Below are 7403 nucleotides of genomic sequence, written 5' to 3'. Positions count from 1 at the left end.
GGGTGGACGCGTGGGCGGTGGCGGCGGGCACAGCGGCGACTGCGGCGGTCAAAAGCAGCGCGGTGAGGGGTCTGAGCACTCGCTTCCAGGGCAGCATCGGGTGATCTCCTTGCGGCTCAAGGGGAGGTGCGACGGCCTAACCCTGTGATCCGGATCACGAGGATGCTGTTCACTCGTCAAGTTACGGGCGAGTAGCCCGGGTGTGAAGTTACGCGTCAGTAAAAACTTCCAGTGATAACCGGAATGCCACTCGACCACTGACGGACCGTCACCAGGCAGGCCTGACCGGACCGTACGGCGCGAGCCGCAGCAGGCGCTCCCCCAACGCGCCCACTTCACCCTCGCCCAGCAGTTCGACCCATCCCCCCACGACGTCCGCGGCCGCCGCCTCGGCCGCCCGGGTGCACTCCCGACCCCGTTCGGTGAGCACGACGAGCCGGGCCCGCGCGTCGGCGGGGTGCGGCCGCCGCTCGGCGTACCCCTTGCGCACGATCTCGTCGACCAACTGGCTCGCCGCCTGCTTGGTCACCCCGAGATGGGCGGCGAGCTCGGTGACGGTGGCGCCGCCCGGCGCGAGCCGCGCGAAGGCGAAGCCGTGAGCGGGCCTGACGTCCGTGAAGCCGCGCGCCACGACCCCGTCGTTGACGCGTTGCGTGAGGTCACCGGCGACGGCGAGCAGGGCGGCGGACAGGGCCATGGCTTCGGAGTTCTGCACGGATGCATTGAAACACCCTTGACGAATCGGTCAAGCAACTTGACCATATAGTCAAGCAGCTTGACCACTACGTCCAGGGAGTCCTCTTGCCCGTCATCCGTTCGTCCGAGGCCGTGACCCACGAGATCCACGGCGCCCGCTTCGTCTCCTACGCCACCCCGCTCACCGGCAGCAGGGAACTGTGCGCCTGGCGCGGGGAGATCCCGCCCGGCACCAAGGCGCCCGCCCACACCGTCAACCGGGAGGAGATCTTCCATCTGCTCGTCGGCGAACTGCTGATCGGCCTCGACGGGCACACCGAGCGGATCTCCGCCGGCGACACCGTGATCGTCACCGCCGGTGCCACCCTGGCCGTGGAGAACCCGACCGACCACACCGCGATCTCCTGGGTCACCACCTCGGTCGGCCTGGAGGCGCTGCTGGCCGACGGCACGCGCCTCACACCGCCGTGGGCCAACTGAGCCGAGCGCGGGCGGATCACGCCGCCAGCGTCCCCGGCATCACCGCCCGCGGCCCGAACTTCCCGCGGGCCCGGTCGGCCACCTCCTCGATGCGGCGGACCTTCTCGTCCACCGGATCGAAGGTGAGCTGGTGGGCGGCCTGGTCGGCGGGGCCAAGGCCCTCGGCGCGCAGGGCGAGCGCCCGGACCCGGGCGCGCTGGAGGCCGAGCGCCCCGTACAGGTCGTAGGCCGTCCTCGTCAGGGACGCCGAGTGCGCGGTCGGCTCCCTGAGGGTGCGGCTGCGGGTGGTGGTGGAGCGGTCGGCGTAGCGCACGGTGAGCGTCAGGGTGCGGCAGACCTTCGCCACCGCGCGCAGCCGGGCGCCGATCTCCTCGGCGGCCGACAGCAGTGCCCTGCGGTGCCGGTCGGGGTCCAACTCATCGAGCCCGAAGGGGCGTTCGGCCGCCAGCAGGGAGGCACCCGCCCGGGCCCGGCCGAAAGCCCGGGGAAGGGAGTCGGCGTTCGGCACGACCCGGCCGCGGTCGACGCCGGCGGCCTTCTCGCGCAGTTCACGGCCCGCCTTCGCGCCGATCAGCCGCTGGAGCGTGGACAGCGGCGCGGCGGCGACCAGCCCCAGGGTGTCCAGGCCGTACTCGCACAGGGTGCGGGCGGTCGCCGCCCCGACGCCGGGCAGCACGGACACGGGCCGCCCGGCGAGGAACCCCGCGACGGCTGCCGGCTCGGCGGGCACCACGCGGGTCACCCCGGGACGGGCGTCGCGCATCGCGATCCGGGCCAGCATCGGGCCAGGACCGGCGCCGATCGCGCAGTCGACGCCGTGCAGCGCGAGGGCGCGGACCCGGATCACCGAGGCCAGCCCGACGGCGTCGCGCCCGAAGTACCGCTCGGCGCCCCGGAGATCGGCCAGCGCCCCGTCCGGGGGCAGCGCCTCGACGACCGGCGTGAACTCCTCCAGCAGCGCGAGCAGTCCGGGCAGGGCCGCCTCGTCGGGCCGTGGCGGCTGGAAACGTACACAGAGAATGGTCATCCCGCGCTCCCCGGGCTCTGGTGCCACAACTTCCTTCCCACCGCGGGCCCTTCGCCCGCGGGGCGCAGATCGGCCCAGGGGTGCATCTCGTACCCCGTGGGCATGCGGATCGTCCGGGCCTCCATCGGGTCGCGGGCCGCCGAACCGGCAGGCCGGGGCAGCCCGTCCGAACCGGCGACCCGGGCCCGGGACGGCCCTTCGCCGTCCTCCGGCGCGGAGCCCTCCCCGCCGCCGGGCGCCCCGGCCAGCCGGGCCGCGACCCCGTCGAGCCCTTCCTCGCGGCGCACGTCGAGCAGTTCGGCGAGGTTCCAGGCGGCGGAGCCCACCACGCTCAGGCTGCGCGGGCCGCGCCGCTGCACCACTCCGCGCACCAGCAGCAGCCAGGAGTGGAAGACCGTGTGGGCGCAGGCGTCGTGCGAGTCGTCGAAGAAGGCGAGGTCGACCAGGCCCGTGCCGTCGTCCAGGGTGGAGAAGATGACCCGCTTGCCGGACCGGATCGGCGGGGTCTGGGTGGCCGCCTTGGCGCCCGCGACCAGCACCGTCTCCCCGTGCCCGGCCTCGCGCAGCCGGCGCGCCGAGAGCACGCCCAGTTCCTGGAGGAACTCCCGGTGGTCGTCCATCAGATGGCGTGAGGCGTCCATGGAGAGCACGCCCAGCTCGGCGCTGAGCCGCTCTTCCGAGGTCAGGTCGGGCAGGCCGGCCGGGGCGGTCCGCCGGCCCCCGGCGAGGGGGAGCTGGCCCCCGCCGCCGCCCCGGGCGCCCCGGTGCAGCTCGGTCAGGTGCAGTTGCAGGTCACGGCGGTTGGCGCCGAACGCGTCCAGCGCACCCACCTGGGCCAGCCGCCCGGCCAGCGGACGGCTCGGACGGGCCCGCTCCCAGAAGTCCAGCAGGGAGGCGTACGGCTGTCCGTCCGCGATCCGCCCGGCCTCGGCCTCGCTGATGCCGTGCACGTCGCTGAGGGCGAGCCGCAGCCCCCACACCCCTGATTCAGACACCAGTTCGATCCTATGAGCCACCCCGGACACGTTCACGTCCAGCGGCAGGATGGGCACCCCGCGCCGCCGCGCGTCCGCGAGCAGCAGCCGTTTCGGGTACATCCCGGGGTCGTGCGTGAGCAGCCCGGCGTAGAAGGCGGCCGGGTGGTGGGCCTTCAGCCAGGCCGACTGGTAGGTCGGCACGGCGAACGCGACCGCGTGCGCCTTGCAGAAGCCGTACGAGCCGAAGGCCTCGACGATCTCCCAGGTTCGCCGGATGGTCTCCGCGTCGTATCCGTTCGCCGCCGTGTGCTGGGCGAACCACACCTTGATCCGTCCCTGCGACTCCGGGTCGGACAGCCCGCGCCGGATCCGGTCCGCCTCGCCGCGCCCGCAGCCGGTCATGGCGGCGACGATGTCGATGACCTGCTCGTGGAAGACGACGACCCCGTACGTGTCCTTCAGCGCCGCCTCCAGGTCCGGGTGCGGGTAGCGCACGGGCGCCCGCCCGTGCCGCGCCTCGATGAACGGCCGGACCATGTCGGCGGCGACCGGCCCCGGCCGGAAGAGGGAGATGTCGACCACCAGGTCGTGGAAGGTGCTCGGCTGGAGGCGGCCCACCAGGTCGCGCTGGCCCGGCGACTCGATCTGGAAGCAGCCCAGCGTCTCGGCCGACCGGATCAGCTCGTACGTCGCCGGGTCGCCCGGCGCCACCGCGTCCAGGTCGATCCGCTCCCCCGTGGCCCGCTCCACCTCCGCGGCCGCGTGCGCCATCGCCGACTGCATCCGCACGCCCAGCACGTCCAGCTTGAGCAGGCCGAGGTCCTCCACGTCCTCCTTGTCGAACTGCGCCATCGGCAGTCCCTCGCCGCTGGTCGGCACCACGGGCGTACGGGCGAGCAGGGAGGCGTCGGACAGGAGCACCCCGCACGGGTGCATGGCGATTCCGCGCGGCAGGGCGTCGAGGGCCTCGACCAGCTCCCAGAGCCTGCCGTACTTGTCCTTCTCCCCCGCCAGCGCCTTCAGTTCGGGCAGTTCCTCCAGCGCCGCGCGGGCGTCCCGGGCCCGGATGTGCGGGAAGGACTTGGCCACGCGGTCGATCTCGGCCGGGTCCATGGACAGGGCGGCCCCCACGTCCCGGACGGCGTGCCGCACCCGGTAGGTCTCGGGCATGGAGACGGTCGCGACCCGCTCGGTGCCGAACCGGCCGATGATCGCCCGGTAGACCTCCAGCCGGCGCGCGGACTCCACGTCGATGTCGATGTCGGGCAGGACCACCCGCTCCTTGGACAGGAAGCGCTCCATCAGCAGCCCGTGCTCGACCGGGTCGGCGTGCGCGATGCCGACGAGGTGGTTGACGAGGGAGCCGGCGCCGGAGCCGCGGGCGGCCACCCGGATCCCCATCTCCCGCACGTCGTCGACCACCTGGGCGACCGTGAGGAAGTAGGAGGCGAAGCCGTGGTGGGCGATGATGTCGAGTTCGTGGTGCATCCGCTCCCAGTACGCGCGGCGGCCGGCGTAGCCGAGCCGCACCATGCCGGCCGCCGCCCGGGAGGCGAGCGCCCGCTGGGCGGTGCGGCGGCCGGCGCCGACGAGATGCGGTTCGGGGAAGTGGACGGTGCCGATGCCGAGGTCGTCCTCGGGGTCGACCAGGCACTCGGCGGCCGTGACCGTGGTCTGCTCCAGCAGCCGGCGGGCGGTGTCGCGCCGGTAGCCGGCCGCCTCCACGACCCGTTCGGCGACCCGCAGCATGGCCTGCGCGTCCTTCAGCCAGGCCGTGCCCGGGTCCAGCTCCTTGCGGGGGTCGATCGGCACCAGCCGGCGGGCCGCGTCCAGGACGTCGGCGACCGGTCCCTGGCCGGGGTCGGCGTACCGCACGGCGTTGCTGAGGACCGGCCGCACTCCCTGCTCGGCGGCGAAGCCGACGGTGCGGGCGGCCAGCCGCAGGGAACCGGGACCGGTGCCCTCACGGTCGTGGCAGACGGCCTCCAGGCGCAGCGCGCCGCCGTAGACCTCGCGCCAGGGGGCGAGCAGCCTCGCGGCGCGGTCGGGGCGTCCCGCGGCCAGCGCGCGCCCCACCTCCGAGTCCGGGCCGAGCAGCACGGTCAGGCCGTCGCCGTGGTTGGCGGCCCAGGGCAGCACGGGCACACCCCCGCCCGGGCCGCCGCTCCCGTGCGCCGCCGTGACGAGCCGGCACAGGTCGGCCCAGCCGCGGGCGCCGTCCCGGGCGAGGAAGGTCACCCGGGGGGCCGACTCGTCCACGAAGGCGCCGCCGCGCACCGGGGTGCGGCGGCGCTCCGGCCGGGGGGCGGCCGGCTCGGCCACCGCCAGGTCCACCCCGAACAGCGGGCGGACCCCCGTCCCGGCGCAGGCCTTGGCGAACCGGACCGTCCCGGCGAGGGTGTCGCGGTCGGTGAGGGCGAGGGCGTCCATCCCCCGCTCCCCGGCGCGCTCGGCCAGCCGCTCCGGGTGGGAGGCGCCGTACCTCAGGGAGAACCCGGAGACGGTGTGCAGATGCGCGAAGCCCGGCACACACACCTCCACGTCTCGTGAGCCCCGTACGACTCTCGAACATCTGTTCCAACACTCACCATACCCCCAATCCCGAACAAGTGTGCGACATCCGTTCGACCGCCTCCCACCTGCGCAAACGCCGGGACACAAGCGGGCCCCCGCACGCGTCACGCGTGCGGGGGCCCGCCGGAGCCGTACCTGTCAGGGAAGGGTCACGCCGTAGTAGCTGAGCGCCTCGGTGACCGGCTGGAAGAACGTCGTACCGCCGGAGGTGCAGTCGCCGCTGCCGCCCGAGGTCAGACCGTAGGCGGTGGACCCGGAGTAGAGCGGACCGCCGCTGTCGCCGCCCTCGGCGCACACCGTGGTCTGGATCAGGCCGGAGACGACGTCACCGCCGCCGTAGTTGACCGTGGCGTTGAGCGCGGTGACCCGGCCGCTGTGGGTGCCGGTGGTGGAGCCGCGCCGGTAGACGGTCGTACCCACGGACGGGGTGGCCGCGCGGCTGATGGTCTGGCTGCCGACCGCGCTCGGGTGCGCGATCGAGGAGTTGGTGTACCGCACCAGCGCGAAGTCGTTGCCCGGGAAGCTGTAGCCGACGTTGGTGCCCAGCACCGTGGAGTGGCTGGAGTTGCTGTACCAGGTGGAGGCGACCTCACCGCAGTGGCCCGCGGTCAGGAAGTAGTACGTGCTGCCGCTGTGCACGTTGAAGCCGAGCGAGCAGCGGTAGGAGCCGCCGTAGATGGCGTCGCCACCGGTGATCAGCTTGTTGAACTTGCCCGAGGTGTGCTTGATGGTCAGCGCGCCCGAGTCGACGCCGGCCTGCCGCTCGATCCTGGCGATCTCGGCCTTGGACACCGTGCTGTCGACGGTGACGACGACACGGTTGGTCTTGCTGTCCACCGCCCAGGCCGTGCCGGGTACGTCGGCGTTGAGGACGGAGTCGCTCGCCTTGGTGAGCTGGGTGGCGCTGAACGTGTGGGCATCGCTGGCGTTCGCGGTGGGGGCGGCGAACGCGGCTGCGGCCAGGAAACCGGTCGCCACGGCGATCAGCCGGGTCCGTCTCGCCGTGCCGCTGCGGGGAGTGGTGCGCTTGATCCTCACGTGTCGTTCCCTCCCAGGGAGAGTCGGGGGGCCCGCGTGGGGTCGGGGCCCGTGAGGCGCAGTCAGGGACGACCCGGGGTCACCGGGTGTTCATGCCCCTGACAAGCGCTGGGGGGAGTATTCGGCCGAACGGCCGGTCGGCACAAGGGCGCCTTTCGGCCGTGCAGCGTTCAACCGTCCGCCCGCACACGGGCCTTGACTTCTCCGGACGGGAGGCCGGATCAGCCGGTCACCGCACCGCCGGCCCGCACCCTCCCCGTACCGGGGATGTCCGGAAGTCGTCCCTCCGGATGATCCCCGGAGGGTTCTCAGCAACTGTCGCAGGGACAGCAACAGTCACAGCAGTCACACCCGTCGCAGCAGTCACCGCAGCCGGAGCAGCCGTCACAGCCCCCGCACCCGCTGCAGCCGTCGCAGTCACAGTCCCGGCAGCAGCCCTCGCGCTTCTTCCGGGACCAGGGGCCCTCGTACTCCTCGGCGCAGCACATCCGACAGGTGCAGCAGACCAGCAGGAACGCCCCGCACCCGGGCAGCAGACCGCGCGGCACCTTGGGCTTGTGCGGCGCGTGCGGCCCGCCCGGCCCGCCCGGCCCGAATGGCCCGTACGGGTC

The 7403-nt window shown here is 73.4% G+C and carries 5 protein-coding genes; 1 reads left to right on the top strand and 4 read right to left on the bottom strand.

What is annotated here, in order from left to right; all coding sequences use genetic code 11:
- Positions 1 to 268: 268 nt before the first annotated feature.
- Complete coding sequence (locus V7E45_RS37070) at positions 269 to 715, bottom strand: MarR family winged helix-turn-helix transcriptional regulator (protein ID WP_333778684.1); 447 nt, start codon at positions 713 to 715, stop codon at positions 269 to 271.
- A gap of 86 nt (positions 716 to 801) precedes the next feature.
- On the opposite strand from V7E45_RS37070, the gene V7E45_RS37065 reads away from it, so the two are divergent.
- Positions 802 to 1176: a cupin domain-containing protein gene (locus tag V7E45_RS37065; protein ID WP_333778683.1), complete on the top strand. Its 375-nt coding sequence runs from the start codon at positions 802 to 804 to the stop codon at positions 1174 to 1176.
- Between the two features lie 16 nt (positions 1177 to 1192).
- On the opposite strand, the gene V7E45_RS37060 is transcribed toward V7E45_RS37065, so the two are convergent.
- The 3 genes from V7E45_RS37060 to V7E45_RS37050 all read right to left on the bottom strand — a co-directional run bounded on the left by V7E45_RS37060 (position 1193) and on the right by V7E45_RS37050 (position 6792).
- Complete coding sequence (locus V7E45_RS37060; RefSeq protein WP_333778682.1) at positions 1193 to 2203, bottom strand: DNA polymerase Y family protein; 1011 nt, start codon at positions 2201 to 2203, stop codon at positions 1193 to 1195.
- Entirely contained in the window at positions 2200 to 5709 is a 3510-nt protein-coding gene (locus tag V7E45_RS37055; RefSeq protein WP_333778681.1) for a DNA polymerase III subunit alpha, read from the bottom strand. The genes V7E45_RS37060 and V7E45_RS37055 overlap by 4 nt, the downstream gene beginning before the upstream one ends.
- A 183-nt stretch (positions 5710 to 5892) precedes the next feature.
- On the bottom strand, positions 5893 to 6792 hold the full coding sequence (locus V7E45_RS37050) for a S1 family peptidase (RefSeq protein ID WP_333778680.1): 900 nt from the start codon (positions 6790 to 6792) through the stop codon (positions 5893 to 5895).
- Positions 6793 to 7403 lie beyond the last annotated feature (611 nt).

It is taken from the genome of Streptomyces sp. IBSBF 3136 (assembly GCF_036815105.1).
In the GTDB taxonomy this organism is placed as follows: Bacteria; Actinomycetota; Actinomycetes; order Streptomycetales; family Streptomycetaceae; genus Streptomyces.
Note: the sequence above shows the minus strand (reverse complement) of the source record. Positions and strands in the feature narration are given on the sequence as shown.